This window comes from Paraprevotella xylaniphila YIT 11841 (assembly GCF_900683745.1).
GTDB classification, from domain to species: domain Bacteria; phylum Bacteroidota; class Bacteroidia; order Bacteroidales; family Bacteroidaceae; genus Paraprevotella; species Paraprevotella xylaniphila.
Window position 1 is genome coordinate 1,124,781 of the sequence record NZ_LR215980.1, and the last position, 15,572, is coordinate 1,140,352.

13 protein-coding genes are annotated in these 15,572 nt (G+C 51.2%); 6 read left to right on the forward strand and 7 right to left on the reverse strand.

Annotated features, from left to right (window positions below; all coding sequences use genetic code 11):
* The first annotated feature begins 60 nt into the window (after positions 1–60).
* A complete protein-coding gene (locus E0E47_RS04630; RefSeq protein ID WP_130893026.1) occupies positions 61–2,067 on the forward strand; it encodes a fructose-1,6-bisphosphatase in 2,007 nt (668 codons plus the stop codon).
* Positions 2,068–2,292: 225 nt separating this feature from the next.
* On the opposite strand, the gene E0E47_RS04635 is transcribed toward E0E47_RS04630, so the two are convergent.
* On the reverse strand, positions 2,293–4,002 hold the full coding sequence (locus tag E0E47_RS04635) for a bifunctional metallophosphatase/5'-nucleotidase (RefSeq protein WP_008629467.1): 1,710 nt from the start codon (positions 4,000–4,002) through the stop codon (positions 2,293–2,295).
* A gap of 111 nt (positions 4,003–4,113) precedes the next feature.
* Between E0E47_RS04635 and E0E47_RS04640 the strand changes: the two genes are divergently transcribed.
* Entirely contained in the window at positions 4,114–4,803 is a 690-nt protein-coding gene (locus E0E47_RS04640) for a DnaJ domain-containing protein (protein WP_008629468.1), read from the forward strand.
* 77 nt (positions 4,804–4,880) lie between these two features.
* Entirely contained in the window at positions 4,881–6,050 is a 1,170-nt protein-coding gene (locus tag E0E47_RS04645) for an FprA family A-type flavoprotein (protein ID WP_008629469.1), read from the forward strand.
* A gap of 73 nt (positions 6,051–6,123) precedes the next feature.
* On the opposite strand, the gene nudC is transcribed toward E0E47_RS04645, so the two are convergent.
* The 6 genes from nudC to E0E47_RS17230 form a co-directional block, all read right to left on the reverse strand.
* The gene (nudC, locus tag E0E47_RS04650) at positions 6,124–6,948 is read right to left on the reverse strand and encodes an NAD(+) diphosphatase (protein WP_008629470.1); all 825 of its coding nucleotides are present in this window, start codon (positions 6,946–6,948) and stop codon (positions 6,124–6,126) included.
* A gap of 64 nt (positions 6,949–7,012) precedes the next feature.
* Positions 7,013–8,770, reverse strand: a complete 1,758-nt coding sequence (locus tag E0E47_RS04655; protein WP_130893027.1) for a phospho-sugar mutase — start codon at positions 8,768–8,770, stop codon at positions 7,013–7,015.
* Between the two features lie 116 nt (positions 8,771–8,886).
* Complete coding sequence (locus E0E47_RS04660; protein ID WP_418810322.1) at positions 8,887–10,593, reverse strand: C69 family dipeptidase; 1,707 nt, start codon at positions 10,591–10,593, stop codon at positions 8,887–8,889.
* The gene (locus E0E47_RS04665; protein WP_130893029.1) at positions 10,559–12,244 is read right to left on the reverse strand and encodes a M23 family metallopeptidase; all 1,686 of its coding nucleotides are present in this window, start codon (positions 12,242–12,244) and stop codon (positions 10,559–10,561) included. The genes E0E47_RS04660 and E0E47_RS04665 overlap by 35 nt, the downstream gene beginning before the upstream one ends.
* Positions 12,245–12,359: 115 nt before the next feature.
* Positions 12,360–13,208, reverse strand: coding sequence for a carboxylating nicotinate-nucleotide diphosphorylase (gene nadC, locus E0E47_RS04670; RefSeq protein ID WP_130893030.1), 849 nt, complete (start codon positions 13,206–13,208; stop codon positions 12,360–12,362).
* Positions 13,209–13,544: 336 nt separating this feature from the next.
* The gene (locus E0E47_RS17230) at positions 13,545–13,685 is read right to left on the reverse strand and encodes a hypothetical protein (protein ID WP_172604653.1); all 141 of its coding nucleotides are present in this window, start codon (positions 13,683–13,685) and stop codon (positions 13,545–13,547) included.
* A gap of 169 nt (positions 13,686–13,854) precedes the next feature.
* On the opposite strand from E0E47_RS17230, the gene E0E47_RS04675 reads away from it, so the two are divergent.
* From E0E47_RS04675 to rlmH, 3 genes are all read left to right on the forward strand, one after another.
* Positions 13,855–14,799, forward strand: coding sequence for an NAD(P)H-dependent flavin oxidoreductase (locus tag E0E47_RS04675; protein ID WP_130893031.1), 945 nt, complete (start codon positions 13,855–13,857; stop codon positions 14,797–14,799).
* 127 nt (positions 14,800–14,926) lie between these two features.
* Complete coding sequence (locus E0E47_RS04680; RefSeq protein ID WP_008622165.1) at positions 14,927–15,079, forward strand: YqaE/Pmp3 family membrane protein; 153 nt, start codon at positions 14,927–14,929, stop codon at positions 15,077–15,079.
* Positions 15,080–15,094: 15 nt separating this feature from the next.
* A complete protein-coding gene (gene rlmH / locus E0E47_RS04685) occupies positions 15,095–15,568 on the forward strand; it encodes a 23S rRNA (pseudouridine(1915)-N(3))-methyltransferase RlmH (protein WP_130893032.1) in 474 nt (157 codons plus the stop codon).
* Positions 15,569–15,572 lie beyond the last annotated feature (4 nt).

The window sequence follows — 15,572 nt, forward strand, 5'->3', positions numbered from 1 at the left end:
TTGTAGGGGACAAAAGATTTGCGTAATTTTGTCATAACGAACAAACGAAATACAAATACTATGACCCAGATATACTCCTACGAAAAGATTCGGAACGACATGAGACTATTGGAACTGCTCTCCCAAAGCGTTCCCGACATCGGTGCCGCGTGCACGGAAATCATCAACTTGGAGGCCATCCTGAACCTGCCCAAAGGCACTGAACATTTCCTGGCCGACATACACGGGGAATACGAGGCTTTCCAGCATATCTTGAAAAACGCGTCGGGCAACATCAAGCGCAAGGTGAACGAAATATTCGGAACCACGATGCGGGAATCGGAAATCCGGCAACTCTGCTCCCTGATTTATTACCCCGAGCAAAAGCTGCAATACATCAAGAACTCCGAAACGAACCTGAACGATTTCTACAATATCACACTTCACCAACTGGTAAGCGTATGCCAGTCGGTCTCTTCCAAATACACGCGTTCCAAGGTGCGCAAGGCGCTCCCTAAGGAATTCGCCTATATCATAGAGGAGTTATTGCACGAGTCCCCTCAGGACTACAACAAACAAGCCTACTTCAACCGCATCATCGAGACCATCGTGTCCACCGGACGGGCTGATGAATTCATCTGCGCCATCTGCAACCTGATACAACGCCTGAGCATCGACCAACTGCACATCCTCGGCGACATCTTCGACCGCGGTCCCGGAGCGCACATCATCATGGACACACTGTGCAATTACCACAACTTCGACATACAGTGGGGCAACCACGACGCGCTTTGGATGGGGGCGGCAGCCGGCAACGACTGTTGCATTGCCAACGTGCTGCGCCTGACGCTCCGTTACGGCAACCTCGCCACACTGGAAGACGGTTACGGCATCAATCTGGTGCCGCTTGCCACGTTCGCCATGGAAACATACGCCGACGACCCCTGCCATTATTTCGGGCCGCAACTGGACAAAGACGACACGAGGCATAACCAGAAAGCCCGGCGCCTCATCGCACAGATGCACAAGGCCATCAGCATTATCCAGTTCAAGCTCGAAGCTGCCATGATAGACAGCCGCCCCGAATGGCACATGCAAGAAAGGAAACAACTGGAGCACATTGATTTTGAAAGAAAAGTTTTCGTGCGCGACGGAAAGGAATATGCCATGCGCGACTGTTATTTCCCCACCATCGACCCTAAATCCCCCTACCGGCTTACAGCCGAAGAACAAGACCTGGTCAACAAACTGCACCATTCTTTCAGCGTGAGCGACAAGCTGAACAAACACATACAATGCCTGTTCTCCCACGGATGCATGTACGGGATATTCAACTCCAATTTGCTGTTCCACGCTTCCGTACCGCTCAATGCCGACGGAAGCTTGAAGGAAGTGGACATCAACGGAGAAAAAGTCAAAGGACGGGCTTTGCTGGACAAGATAGGTCTGGTCTTGCGTTCCGCTTTCAACAGCGACACCGAGCCCAAAGAAAGGAAGTTTGCCGTCGACTATTTTTGGTATCTGTGGTGCGGCGTGGACTCCCCCCTGTTCGACAAATCCAAAATGACTACTTTCGAACGCTATTTCCTGGAGGACAAAACCACCCATACCGAAGAGAAAGGGTACTACTACAGATTGAGGGACGACGAGAAAGTCTGCGACATGATTCTCGATTCGTTCGGTGTCACGGGGCAGCACCGCCACATCATCAACGGCCACGTCCCGGTACGCGTGGGACGCGGAGAGACACCCATCAAAGCCAATGGCAAACTGATGGTCATCGACGGCGGCTTCGCCAAGGCATATCATAATACGACCGGAATAGCGGGCTACACCTTGGTGTTCCACAGCCGGGGATTCCAATTGGTACAGCACGAACCGTTCACATCGGCCGAAGAAGCTATCAAGAACGGGACGGACATTGTGAGCACCACGCAAATCGTGGAAATGAGCACCCAACGTATGATGGTAAGGGACACCGACAAGGGTGCCGAACTGGAAAGCCAGATAGAAGAGCTGAAAGAATTGCTTTATGCCTACCGTCACGGTTTCATCAAGGAAAGTACCAAAAACAAGTTCCGCTATTGACGCGCAGCGCACGCGTTCCCTTCGCCTGCCCCACAAAGCATCGTCGGTCGGACGCGCCAGGCATCCGGTCTTCCGTACATATTATTTACCAGAATAACATCATTGATTTACAACCGGTTACAGTTGTAAAAAAGTTCTGCGCCAAACGAAAAATCGTTCTCAGCAGATTGATAAATCATTCTCAGCAGAACAAAATTCCGTTTGGCGCAGAACGTTTTTTGTATATCATTCTTCCTTTTCACGCTTCCCGAACAGCAGCTGACGGTCGCGCTCGCAAGCCGGAACGGCCCATGCTTCTGGCACCAAACGCCATTGGTACAAAGGACGGGCATCAATCTCGCCCTTGCCCTTGATATACTCTATGATACATGCACGCAAGTCCTTATCCGTACTGGACAGCAAGCGTTCGTTCAACTTCTCGTGAGGAATGCCGGCACCTTTGGTAAACAGTTCCCCTCCTCCGTTTCCGCGATAGGAATTAACAACCACCGTGTACCACGTTTCAAGTCCGAACGCACTTCCGTCCGCCATCCCCGTCACGCGGATTTTCTCGCCGTAAGGCTTCGTCACGTCCACCGTATAACAAATACCGGCAGCCGAATCGAAGTTGTAAGCCAAATGCTTGAACCCCAAACGCCTGCCTTCGTCCAACACATAGTCCAAAAGCATCACGTGGTCGTCCGGCGTTTTCATCTGCGCCGTCCAAAGTCCGTAACTCATCTCCAACACATCCTTGATTTCCTGTCCAGTAAGCCGCATGGTGTACAGCACGTCATCGTAACGGTAAAGATTGAACACGTCGCGCACGCACACGTCCCCCTCCTTGATGCTAGCCGCAAAAGAAACCGGAGCTGCAAACGACACCTGGGCACCCGTGGCCTCCAACTGCGCCCGGTGGACAATGTCTACAAAAGCCGACGGGCCGAAATAAGCATCCTGGCTTTCAATCGTACGCACGAACCGGCCGATTTTCTGCCCCACATAATACTCCGTATTCCGGATATAACGGCTGAAATAACGCTGCATGTATTTGGATTCTTCACCTTTATAGTACGACAAATCCGTTACTTTCCCCCTCACGGACACCACACGGTTGCCCTCCCGTCCCGTCTCTACGTCTATATCGACCTCGCCCACCGTTACAGCCATGCTCGACGGAGCCAGGCAAAGTACCTCTTTGCCACCGGGCCCCATCACCGTTTCACAGTTCTTCATATGGTCATGCCCATAGCACACGACATCAAATCCCGCCACCTCACGGGCCACGTCCAAAGCCGCATTCTCCGAATAGTCCGGCGTAACGATGCCGCCTTCCTTTCCGGAATGGAACAGTCCGACGAGCACGTCCGGCTGCTCTTTCTCCCGAATCAGGGGCACCCACCGACTTGCACAAGACACCATGTCCTCAAACTCCAAGCCGTCCCACAAAGCCGGCGGAAGCCAATTCGGCAAAGCCGGGGTCGTCATCCCCATTACGGCCACTTTCACACCGTAACGCTCCAATATGCAATAGGGAGGCAAGTAGCATCCGCCCCTCGCCCGGTCTATCACATTGGCCCCCAACACCGGGAAACGGCAGGCGGCCGTCCAACGGTCGTACACCGCATGCCCCGTCTCGATGTCATGATTCCCTATCGTACCTACATCGTATGCCATATAGTTCATGATTTCCGCCGCCAGATTCTTTCCGGAAGAAGCTACGAAATTATTGTAATACACCACAGGACTCCCCTGCAATATGTCACCGCCGTCCATCAGCAACAACCTGTCCCCATAAACCTTCCGCAACGACTGCACGTAAGCGTACACCCGCGAAAGGCTTCCTTTTACGGCATGATTGTTCACATAATCTCGCATGAAAAAACTGCCATGCACGTCACTCGTATGTACAATCTTTAAACTCACGACTTGTTTGCCTGCCGTACTTTTTATCATAATCAGCCCTCCGAAATTGAATCTTCCATGCAAAAATAACAATAATGCCGTCTTCTACAAACAGATTGGCATCTTATTTGTTGCAAATTAGGCAGAAAGGAGATTTTAACCATGGCATTTATAGATTATTATAAAATAATGGGTATCAGCAAAGATACTCCACAAAAGGACATCAAGGCCGCTTACAAGAAAAGGGCCAAGCAGTTCCACCCTGACCTGCATCCCGACGATCCTAAAGCCAAAGCCAAATTCCAGGCTCTGAATGAAGCGTATGACGTATTGAACGACCCGGAAAAACGGGCCAAATACGACCAATACGGCGAACACTGGAAAATGGCAGGCATGAGCGGCGGTGCCACAGGCAGTGCAGACGCAGGCGGCTTTGAAGGATTTGACTTCAGTCAGTTTACAGGAGGAGGCTTCTCGGACTTCTTCACGCAAATGTTCGGCGGAGGCGGCGGACACGCACGCAGCTACCGCAGCGGCTTCAAACGGGGATTCGACCCTTTCGGAAACGAAAGCGGGACTGTAAGCTACGCCGACCGTGAGTGCACGGTAAACATCGACATGTACACGGCATTGTTGGGCGGTTCCATTATCGTACAGACTCCGGAAGGCGACAAATTGAAACTGAAAATCAAACCGGGTACACAGCCGGGCACCAAAGTCCGCCTGAAAGGAAAAGGTAACATGCAAGCGGACGGTACGCGCGGCAACTTGATTCTGAACTATAATGTGCAACTCCCTGCCAACCTGAGCGAAAGGCAAAAGGAGCTGTTACAACAAATGAGAATGGGATGAAGATAAGGAAAAATGTTGTGAAATCCGGAGAAAAGTGCGATATTTGCACCGGATTTTAAACTTCAACATCAAGCAATATGAACGACAATATCACACCTTACGTCAGATACATAGGTACCGACGACAAGGATTTGGACCTGTTTGAAAGCCAATACGTCGTACCACAAGGCATTTCGTACAACTCATACGTTATCACGGACGAAAAGATAGCCGTGATGGACACGATAGACCAACGTAAAACGGACGAATGGACAGCTCGTCTGGAAGAAGCCTTGGAGGGAAGGACGCCTGATTATCTCATCGTGCAGCATATGGAACCTGACCATGCGGCCAACATCGGATGGTTTGCCGAAAAATATCCCGAGGCCACAATCGTAGCCAGTGCCAAGGCCGTCCAAATGATGCCTCAGTTTTTTGAAGAAGTCAACTTCGCAGGACGTACGCAAACCGTCAAGGAGGGCGACACGCTCTGTCTGGGACAACATACCCTGAAATTTATCATGGCGCCGATGGTACACTGGCCGGAAGTGATGCTGACGTATGAAGAAAGCGAGAAAATCCTGTTCTCTGCCGATGCTTTCGGCAAGTTCGGTGCACTCTGCCGTGAGGGGGAATGGACAAACGAAGCCCGCCGTTACTACTTCAACATCGTCGGAAAATACGGGGCGCAAGTACAGGCTTTGCTGAAGAAAGCCGCCGGTCTGGACATCGCCATGATTTGTCCGCTCCACGGGCCTGTCTTGAAAGAAAACTTAGGGTATTACATCGGGCTTTACGACACTTGGAGCAAATACGAACCGGAGACGGAAGGGGTTGTAGTGGCTTATGCCTCCATACATGGAAATACGGCCGCAGCAGCACGCCGGATGGCTGAAATCCTAAACGAAAAAGGAGTTGCAGAAGTGATGCTTATCGACCTATGCCGTGACGATATGGCCCTGGCCGTGGAAAGTGCGTTCCGTTACAGCAAAATGATTGTGGCCGCATCCTCATACGACGCGGGGGTATTCCCCCCAATGTTCGATTTCCTGCATCACCTGCAAATCAAGAATTTCCAGAAACGCCGGGTGGGCATCATCGAAAACGGCTCTTGGGCACCTACTGCCGGACGCGTGATGTCGTGCATGCTCTCTGAAATGAAAAGCATGGAAATCATGGAACATACGGTCACGATTAAAAGCAGCATGAAGAAAGCCGATCTCTTGCAAATGGAGGAACTGGCCGAAGAGCTCCTTGCCACAGAATAAAGGCAAGGCGGCACTTGCCAAAGAAACAAGAAAAGCGGGAATGCAATGAAAAGCACTTCCCGCTTTTTGTTTGTCACCCGCCACATCCTTCCGCAAGCCTCCCTTCCAACCACGCGTCAATCAACATGCGTGCCATGGAGACCTTTCCGGGTATGTCCGGCAATTTGTCACGACTGAACCAACCACCGTATGCGATTTCACTCCGTTGCAAATGCAAGTCCCCCTCCACATAGTCGGCATAAAAACCAATCATCAATCCGCAAGGATAAGGCCAAGGCTGACTTCCGAAGTACCGGATATTCTTCACGGTGACACCGGTCTCTTCCATCAACTCGCGGCGCACACATTCTTCGAGCGTCTCTCCGGTCTCCACAAAACCGGCCACTAACCCGTAATACTTTCCACGAAGGTTATGGGCATGCACCAATAAAATGCTATCTCCCCGGCGTACCAATACGATGATGGCCGTAGCCAGTTGGGGCCAGACTTCTTTCCCGCAATTCGTGCAACGTTTGCTGATGTCCGTATGCAACTTCATCGGTGCCCCACATACTCCGCAAAACTTCGTATTCTTATCCCAATAAAGAATCTCGGCTCCCTTTCCGGCCTTCAAATAAAGCCCACGAGGCAAAATGTCATACGATGCCCGAAGTCCGGTCATGACATAGCGTTCGTCTCCAACCACCGGCATGTCGATACTTACCGTCCGGCAGTCCCGCCCTTCCAACGGGGTCAGCCGATGCACGGTATTCCATTCTGCCAACTTCACCGGAGGTTCCGCCCCGTAAGGTACTGTACAACGGCCTTCCGTCTCTCGCTGCAACAACAATTCGTCCTTACAAAAAACAAACCAATACACCGGCTTGTCATATACAACCTGTACCATAAGTCTTATCATACAAAACGGAAGCCCCAACCTTAAAGGCGAGGCTTCCCGAACAGTTATTTCATCAGACGTCCTATTACAATCCCAAAGAAACCTTCACGGCTTCGACGGTTTGCATAGCCTTCTTTTCTGCTTCTGCGTAGCATTTCGGACATTTCATCTCACCTGCCACTTCAATGTAGAACTTGATTTTAGGCTCTGTTCCGGATGGACGGACACTCACCTTTGTTCCATCTGCGGTATACCATTGCAGTACATTGGAGGTAGCAGGTTGCGCAATGTCCGTCACGTTACCCTTATTATCCGTAGCCTTCAGACTCTGATAATCCTTCGTCAGTACGACTTCCGAACCGGCCAGTTCCTTCGGCGGATTCGTACGGAAGTTCACCATCATTTGTTTGATTTCGTCAGCCCCAGTCTTACCCGGTTTCACGACATTAATCGTATGGTTCAGCGAGAAACCATACTCTACGTAAATGTCCATCAAGACATCGAACAACGTCTTCCCCTGGTCCTTGGCCCAAGCACATATTTCAGCCAAAAGCGAACAAGCGGACACAGCATCCTTGTCGCGCACGAAGTCCTCGGCCAAGAATCCGTATGACTCCTCTCCTCCGCCGATATACTGCTTCTTGCCTTCGTTTTCGCGAATCACGCTTGCAATCCACTTGAAACCGGTATAACAATCGTACATCTCTACGTTGTTCTTGTCTGCAATCGCCTTAATCAATTCCGTGGTCACGATGGTCTTTACTACGAACTCGTTCCCCTTCATCTTACCCATTGCAATACGGTTCTTGATGATGTAATAGAGGAAAATCATGCAAGTCTGGTTACCATTCACCAACACCCATTCCCCGTTGCTGTCCTTGCAGGCCATACCGACACGGTCGGCATCCGGGTCGGAAGCCATCACGATGTCTGCGTCTATCTTCTTGGCCAAAGCGATGGCCATGGAAAGTGCTTCGGCATTCTCGGGATTCGGTGACACTACCGTGGGGAAGTTGCCGTCTTTCACCATTTGTTCGGGTACGGTATTGACGTTCTCAAATCCCCACAACTGCAACGACCGGGGAATCAACATCATGCCTGTACCGTGGATGGGAGTATAGACAATCTTCATGTCTTTCTGACGTTGAATCACGTCCGGGTCGATGGAAATAGTTTTTATCTTATCCAAATAAAGTTTGTCTATCTCTTCACCGATAATCTCAATCAAAGGATTGGCCGTGTCCAATACCGTATGCAAACCTTTGATATCCTCGGCACCGACTTTGTTCACCTCATCGATGATACCCTTGTCGTGGGGAGCCAATACCTGGGCACCGTCATCCCAGTAAGCCTTGTAACCGTTATATTCTTTCGGATTGTGGGAAGCCGTAAGGATGATTCCACTTTGGCAACCCAACTGGCGAATAGCAAACGACATTTCCGGAGTAGGACGCATGTCGTCGAACAAATATACCTTTATGCCATTTGCGGCAAAAATATTGGCCGAAACCTCGGCAAACAAGCGGCTGTTGTTACGACAGTCATGGCCTACCACCACAGCAATTTCTTTCAGATCCTTGAAATTCTTGTTCAGATAATTGGACAAGCCTTGCGTAGCTGCCCCCACCGTGTAAATGTTCATACGGTTCGTGCCTACTCCCATGATGCCGCGCAAACCGCCCGTTCCGAATTCCAGATTCTGATAGAAAGACTCCACCAACTCCGTCTTGTCGGCATTGTCGAGCATCTTGCGTACTTCCGCCTGCGTAGCCGCATCATATACTGAAGAAGAAAGCCAGGCTTCAGCTTTGGCCTCACACGATTTAATCAGTTCATTATCCATTTTGTATCTTTTTATTATGAGTTATTTTTTATCCTTTGTTCCAAATTACGGGCAAATATACTCAATTCACAGCATATCGCCTACGATGAAATCTGAAAATACCCTAATTGCACGATTTATTTCACCTCAAAGCGATTTCCCGTAGCCTTCACGATTTCACGCCGGTAACGTTCCGGATATCCCGGACGTTCTACCGGAACGCCCAACCCTCCGGGCGTACGCACATACAGCCCGTCTCTTTCAGGACGTACAGTCCCGTCAATATATTTCACCATCAGACGCTTGCCCAGCTCCATCCATTCATAGAGCATTCCGGCAGCCATCCGGTTCGTATAAGCCGTCAGGTATTTACGGACGGCCGACATCCCTTCGCCCTCCGTCCCGGCCAATGCCATGGCTTCTTTTTCCGTTTTCTCCTGTAACGTATTGTAATCGGTTTCCAACCGGTCGCGCACCGTTTTGAGTTCACCGAACAACTGGCTGTAACGGGGATACACGATACTGCTTACCCAATTACATACCCAGAAAGCACTTTTAAAAGAAAAGTGCAAATCGTCCGCCACCTTGTCGCTATAACACTCCGGCACCAAGTCCGTACAGCAATACACCGGCGTGAAAGCCATCATGTTCGCATCGTCGCAGCCGAACCACAGTACACCTCCCACATAATCGGGCAACTGGCTGCGCATCTGTGCCACCATGACAAATGCCGACTGTTGGGTAGAAATAGGACGTTCGTTGAAATACGTCTTTCCATCCACCTTCCAAGTCAACGGTGTAGGACGGTAAGGAGCTTCGAAAGGCCCCATACCGGGATCGTTGTCTAAAGCCAACGGAGTGCCTTCATAATGGTCGCGCATCATATCCTTCACGTCTTGCACGGAAAGCCGACGATCCGGCTTGACAAACAGCGGCATCGGTTCGGCCTGCGGGTTTTCTCCCGAAGCGTATGGCAAATATTTCTCCATTCCGTCCACGTAGCGGTTAAAGAAGCTCCACACCCGTGCCTCGCAAAAACGCAAAGCACTGAAATCAGCGGGAGCATAAGCATCGGCAAATGAAAAATCGCTGTCTTTCTTTCCCTTGAAATATCCCTTCTCGCGGGCAAAGCTGATCACGTCTTTGGAATAAAGGCAGTTCTCCTTGTCGCGTAACGGGAAACGGCGGATGCGGCTCTGGTTGGCATGGGCACAGATACAATCGTCCGGCACACGCACGGCCACCCACACCGCACCTTTGCGTCCCGTTCCTTTTCCAATCAGATCCATGACCCACGCCTCGTTCTTATCTGCTATCGTAAAGCTTTCGCCTTCACTGTTATACCCGTATTGATTAATCAAATCCGTCATCACTTTGATAGCTTCCTTCGCTGTCTTGGCACGTTGCAAAGTGATGTATATCAAACTACCGTAATCCAACAATCCGGTTGAATCAACCAGTTCGGCACGACCACCGAAAGTCGTTTCCGTAATCGTCAACTGATATTCGTTCATATTCCCTATCACGTTGTACGTTTCGGGAGCTTCTTCTATCTCTCCCGCATAATTGTTGTTTTCCCAATTATACACCGGACGCATTGTGCCCTTCGCATGCTTTCCGGCGGCCCAATGGCGCAAATAACCGAAACTGCCGAAATCGTCTGCGCTATAAGATACGATGACCGACCCGTCAGCCGACGCTTTCTTTCCCACTATCAGGTTCGTGCAAGCCTGCCCGTAGCCCGTGCACACAGCCAACACGACCGTCATTACCCATTTGAATTTCATCTTTCTATCAATAAATCTATCATTAATAAATAAACTCTTTTTCATCCACTGTTTCATTTCCGCAACGATCCGTCACCTTCACGGTCAACCGGCGGCGTTTGCCTTCCGGACGCAACGGCGTTTCTTTCAACCGGCAAGTCCAAACTCCGCGATAAGAAGTAAAGAGCACAAACCGGCCATCCACGTATGCTTTGAAAGACTTCACCCCCGAACCGCTGTCTGTCGGAACGCAACGCAACACGCTAACTTTCTTGCCATTGAAAGCCGTCTTCCAACGAACCACAGGCACCACGGTGTCCACGGCCAACGCGTACGACTCCCCCAAATCCCGAATCCGGGCAGAAAACCAACCGTCTGCATACTCTCCCCCTACATATCCACGGGAAGATTCTATATAACATTTCTCCGGACGGGATACAGGCATACGGGGGGACAGCATCAACGTGGCCCGTTTCACCAACGGCACAAACTCATCGTGGAGCACATAAAGGTTGGAAATCCCGTCTTCTTTGGCTTCAACCCGAAGACGAAGCACTTCATCTTTTGTCAATGCTCCTGCCGGAATGCGCAACTCCATCCCCGGACGCTGCACCACTTGCGGACGGTCGTACTCCAACCATGCGCCCGAAGCCCTCCGAAGCTGCTCACGCTCTTCCGCTTCGGCCAAACGCGCATCGTCACGTTCGCCCCGCACCGTAAAACGGCACACCCGGACGTTTCCTTTCAAATCTTCCAAGGCATATTCAAAGAGGTAGTCGCGCTCCTCGTCCACGTCCACCCACCCCCGGTTCTCGTCAGCCGACAGGAAACACAATGTATTACCCGGCTCTACAAAAGACTTCAAATACCAATGTTTCGTTTTCCGGTAGTGGGGATAGTCTCCCCACGAATTCACCAACGGGTTTTCGTCCGGCATGAATTCGTCCATCAGGCTTTGGAAAACCTGCCTGCCGTCCACTTTCAGCGTGATGCGACGGATGCCGAACTTATTCTGCGTGTTGTTCATCAGGTCGTCCGCCCAAACGGCAGCACCCACACGCCCCCAAGCCCGCACCACACGGGCAGAAGCATCGGCCGTGACCGTGAATGTCTTGGACGACCTTCCGGTGTCTATCCAACCCTGCCCCGGACAAGCATACAACTTCACCCCGTGTACGACCGGCGACATGTCGTCCGTCAGCAAATGCCGGAAATAAGGCAACGGGTCCACCAACGCACCGTCCGATGCCCTGTGTAATTCCAAATGAAGATGAGGGGCAAGAGAAGCCCCCGTATTACCGCTGTATGCCACCAGTTGCCCGGCCTTCACCGGAAACTCGCCGGGCTGAAGCACCACGTCCACCCGTTCCGTTTCCATCTCATATTGGCGGCTACGGACGATTTCCTGCAACGCCGGCACAAACTCGTCCAAATGGCAATAAACGGATACCAGTCCGTTGGGGTGCGTCACATAAAGGGCATTGCCGAAACCATCGTAACCCACCGTAAGCCGCGACACGTAGCCGTCGCATACGGACAATACCCGTTTTCCCACCACACCTTGCGTCTTCACGTCGATGCCGCAATGGAAATGGTTCGGACGCGGTTCGCCGAAACTGCCCGACATCAGGAACGGAATGTCCACCGGAGAATGGAAACGCTCGTCCTGTGCCGCTGCCTGCAAAGGGAGCCACAAAGCCACACTCATCCACCAAAAGTGTTTCTTCATACCTTATATACCTTAATTATATATGCAAAAAACGATTACCAAGGCTATCTCCCTTCCGTTTTCACGACGCGACAGTCCCGGCAACCGTTTGTCCATCCGACAGACCCATGGCCTGTCAACAAGCCTTAAAACTCATATCCAACCCTTTGACGGAATGGGTCAGTGCCCCGACGGAAATGAAGTCTACCCCACACTCGGCATAATCGCGCAAAGTGTCGAAAGTGATACCGCCACTCGATTCTGTTTCAAAACGGCCGCCTATCATCTTCACGGCCTTACGCGTATCCTCCACGGAGAAGTTGTCGAACATGATACGGTCTACGCCACCCATGTCCAACACCTGTTGCAATTCGTCGAAATTACGCACTTCGATTTCTATCTTCAGGTCCTTTCCTTTTTCCTTGAGATACTCATGGCAACGGTTGATGGCGTTGGCAATGCCACCGGCAAAGTCCACGTGGTTATCTTTCAAGAGAATCATGTCGAACAACCCGATACGGTGGTTCACGCCGCCTCCGATTTTCACAGCCGCCTTTTCCAACATACGCATGCCCGGGGTCGTCTTACGCGTGTCCAACACACGGGTATGCGTTCCCTTCAGCCGCTCCACGTACTTATCCGTCATGGTGGCAATGCCGCTCATGCGTTGCATGATGTTCAACATCAGGCGCTCCGTTTGCAGCAGGCTCCTCACCCGTCCCGTGACAACCATGGCCACGTCGCCCGGCTTCACGTGCGCCCCGTCCTCGATGAACACCTCCACTTTCATGTCCGGATCGAAGCGACGGAACACTTCCTTGGCGATTTCTATTCCGGCCAACACGCCTTCTTCCTTGATGATCAACTTAGATTTTCCCATGGCATCCGCCGGAATACAGCAGAGCGTAGTGTGGTCTCCATCGCCTATGTCCTCGGCAAAGGCCAAATCAATCAAACGGTCATTCAATTCTTCTACTGACAACATATTTCCTATTCCTTTAATGTATTCGCAATGATTTCCCGGCAAAGATACAACATAAAAACGAAAGGAGGTGCTTTTTTCAATACCTTTCGGAAGATAAAGAACGACGGACGGCATTTTCCGACTTTTGAATAACAAAAATCAATCGGCTGAGAACGTGAAATCAATCTGCGCCAAACGATTTTTCATTCTCAGCCGATTGATTTTTCGTTTGGCGCAGATTGATTTCACGAAAGCACTATACTGATATTCAATACATTACAATATTCAAAAACCACAACAAAAAGAAAAAAGACAAACACCTTGAACCTGCCTTTACAAACGCCCGGAGCGAATCTGTCATTTGATTTTCCACACGATGAGGAGCGGATTGCCGTCGGGGTTGAACTTCCGTTCCACCTCTTGCAGCGCAGGGGGCAACGTGCCATCTTTTTCCCGATATTGTTTCAACGTTTCCGCAATGGTATCAGCTTTACTCATTATGCCCTTACCCACCGTCATGGCATGGACTTGAGGAATTTCCCTTCGCGGTCGAACATCATCAGTATACGATCATCCTATAAAGAATGCTAATTCCGTAGGGGCGAAGCCGCGACTAGCCGTCTTTTTGCTTAACTTTGGAATACAACAAACCTAAAAGCAAACCGACATGAATAGAATATGCGAACTTTTCGGCATCCGTTACCCCATCATACAAGGCGGCATGGTGTGGTGCAGCGGATGGAGACTGGCATCTGCCGTCAGCCAGGCCGGCGGATTGGGACTGCTCGGAGCAGGTTCGATGCATCCGGAAACTCTCGTGGAACACATCCGTAAGATGAAGGCAGCTACAGATCGGCCGTGGGGCGTGAACGTCCCGCTGATGTATCCGGAAATAGCCCGGCTGATGGACATCCTCATACGGGAAGAAGTGAAAATAGTGTTCACCTCGGCCGGAAGCCCCAAGAAATTCACCCCGATGCTTCACGAGGCGGGCGTGACGGTAGCCCATGTGGTGTCGAGCAGCAAATTCGCACGGAAATGCGAGGAGGCCGGAGTAGACGCCATCGTAGCCGAAGGATTCGAAGCCGGAGGACATAACGGACGTGAAGAAACGACGACCCTCACCCTGATACCGCAAGTGCGCCGCGCCACCGGCCTTCCGGTCGTGGCAGCCGGAGGAATCGGCAGCGGAGAAGCGATGTTGGCAGCCATGGCATTAGGAGCCGAAGGGGTACAAATCGGTACCCTTTTTGCCCTGTCGGCAGAAAGTTCGGCTTCGGAAGCCTTCAAACAGCATTGCCTCGCTTTGAACGAAGGCGGCACGATGCTCTGCCTTAAAAAACTGTCGCCCACACGCCTGGTGCGGAATGGGCTGTTCGACAAAGTGGCCGAAGCGGAGGCCCGTGGGGCCCATGCGGAAGAACTGCGCGACATTTTAGGCAAAGCGGCCTCTAAGCGCGGTATTTTCGAGGGGGACACTGAACAAGGCGAACTCGAAATCGGACAAATCGCATCGTCCGTAGATGCCATACGTCCCGCCGGAGACATCGTACGGCAACTCGTGGAAAACTTCCGGAAAGCGCAGAAGGACGTGGCCGCCATCGGCTTTTGAAGAAGACTGGAACGCGCCCCCTGCCCTACCGTAGGCACAAAACCGCACAGAAACGGAGGGTTTCCGTGCCGGTTCTTGAAACTTTTTCCTAACTTTGACCCGTCAATCAAGCACATAGAAAAATAAAATGTCATTATTCAGAGTTCTCCTTTCCATCATTTTTCCACCTTTGGCCGTACTGGACCAAGGTTGCGGATCGGTAGTCATCGTGTTCATCCTCACCCTGGCCGGTTGGATTCCGGGAGTCATTGCGGCTTTGGTCATCCTAAACAAAAAATAATAATCCGTCGCGGCCATGAAGATTACCCTACTCGTCGTCGGCAAGACGAACGACCCGCATTTCATTGCAGGCATAGAAGAATATGCCAAACGTATCCGGCACTACCTGCCTTTCGGCATCGAAGTCATACCGGAATTGCGGAACACCAAAAGCCTTTCGGAAGAACAACAAAAGGAGAAAGAAGCGGATTTGCTGTTGAAAGCGTTCCAACCGGGCGACCATATCGTCTTGCTGGACGAACACGGACAGGAACACCGTTCGGTGGAGTTCGCCGCATGGATGGAAAAGCGGATGGCGGCCGGCCTGAAGCGGATGGTGTTCGTCGTGGGCGGCCCCTACGGTTTCTCACCACGCATCTATGCAAAAGCAAACGAAAAGGTATCGCTTTCGCGCATGACTTTCTCGCATCAAATGATCCGTCTGATTTTCACCGAACAAATCTATCGGGCCATGACCATCATCAACGGTGAACCTTATCATCATGAATAACCCT

Excerpts from the sequence above, each read along its gene's own strand:
- E0E47_RS04640 (WP_008629468.1), top strand. The coding sequence starts at position 4,114 with ATGGCATTTATAGATTATTATAAAATAATGGGTATCAGCAAAGATACT.
- E0E47_RS17230 (WP_172604653.1), bottom strand. The coding sequence starts at position 13,685 with ATGAGTAAAGCTGATACCATTGCGGAAACGTTGAAACAATATCGGGAA.
- E0E47_RS04680 (WP_008622165.1), top strand. The coding sequence starts at position 14,927 with ATGTCATTATTCAGAGTTCTCCTTTCCATCATTTTTCCACCTTTGGCC.
- E0E47_RS04665 (WP_130893029.1), bottom strand. The coding sequence starts at position 12,244 with ATGAAGAAACACTTTTGGTGGATGAGTGTGGCTTTGTGGCTCCCTTTG.
- nadC (WP_130893030.1), bottom strand. The coding sequence starts at position 13,208 with ATGTTGTCAGTAGAAGAATTGAATGACCGTTTGATTGATTTGGCCTTT.
- E0E47_RS04660 (WP_418810322.1), bottom strand. The coding sequence starts at position 10,593 with ATGAAACAGTGGATGAAAAAGAGTTTATTTATTAATGATAGATTTATT.
- nudC (WP_008629470.1), bottom strand. The coding sequence starts at position 6,948 with ATGATAAGACTTATGGTACAGGTTGTATATGACAAGCCGGTGTATTGG.
- E0E47_RS04635 (WP_008629467.1), bottom strand. The coding sequence starts at position 4,002 with ATGATAAAAAGTACGGCAGGCAAACAAGTCGTGAGTTTAAAGATTGTA.
- E0E47_RS04655 (WP_130893027.1), bottom strand. The coding sequence starts at position 8,770 with ATGGATAATGAACTGATTAAATCGTGTGAGGCCAAAGCTGAAGCCTGG.
- E0E47_RS04645 (WP_008629469.1), top strand. The coding sequence starts at position 4,881 with ATGAACGACAATATCACACCTTACGTCAGATACATAGGTACCGACGAC.
- E0E47_RS04630 (WP_130893026.1), top strand. The coding sequence starts at position 61 with ATGACCCAGATATACTCCTACGAAAAGATTCGGAACGACATGAGACTA.
- rlmH (WP_130893032.1), top strand. The coding sequence starts at position 15,095 with ATGAAGATTACCCTACTCGTCGTCGGCAAGACGAACGACCCGCATTTC.
- E0E47_RS04675 (WP_130893031.1), top strand. The coding sequence starts at position 13,855 with ATGAATAGAATATGCGAACTTTTCGGCATCCGTTACCCCATCATACAA.